Source organism: Alsobacter soli, from assembly GCF_003004785.1.
Classification (GTDB): Bacteria; Pseudomonadota; Alphaproteobacteria; order Rhizobiales; family Beijerinckiaceae; genus Alsobacter; species Alsobacter soli.
The window spans coordinates 1-335 of the sequence record NZ_PVZS01000090.1 but is presented as its reverse complement, the minus strand read 5'-3'; the positions used below and the strand labels follow the sequence as shown (position 1 = coordinate 335).

General features: G+C 70.1%; 2 protein-coding genes. Both read left to right on the top strand.

The annotated features are described in order from the left end of the window. On the top strand, positions 1-216 hold a 216-nt coding region (locus SLNSH_RS24395), incomplete at its 5' end, for a dTDP-4-dehydrorhamnose 3,5-epimerase family protein (protein WP_146140389.1). A 15-nt stretch (positions 217-231) separates the two neighbouring features. Next, positions 232-335, top strand: a 104-nt coding sequence (locus tag SLNSH_RS24390; RefSeq protein WP_146140388.1) for an NAD-dependent epimerase/dehydratase family protein, incomplete at its 3' end; no start/stop codon positions are given.

Below are 335 nucleotides of genomic sequence, written 5' to 3'. Positions count from 1 at the left end.
CCGGCCGGCTTCGCCCACGGCTTCTGCACGCTCGTGCCGAACTGCATGGTGGCCTACAAGGTCAGCGCCTATTACAGCCGCGAGCACGACCGCAGCCTGGCCTGGGACGACCCGGAGCTCGGCATCCCGTGGCCGGTGGCGGCGGACGCCGCCGTGCTGTCCGACAAGGACCGCGCCGCGCCGCGCCTGGCGGCGCTCGGCCCCGTTTTCGAATGACGTGAAGGATTGGCGATGCGCGTTCTTGTCACCGGCGGTTGCGGCTTTATCGGCTCCGCCCTCGTGCTCCACCTGGTGCAGGACCTCGGCCACGAGGTGCTCACCGTCGACGCCATGAC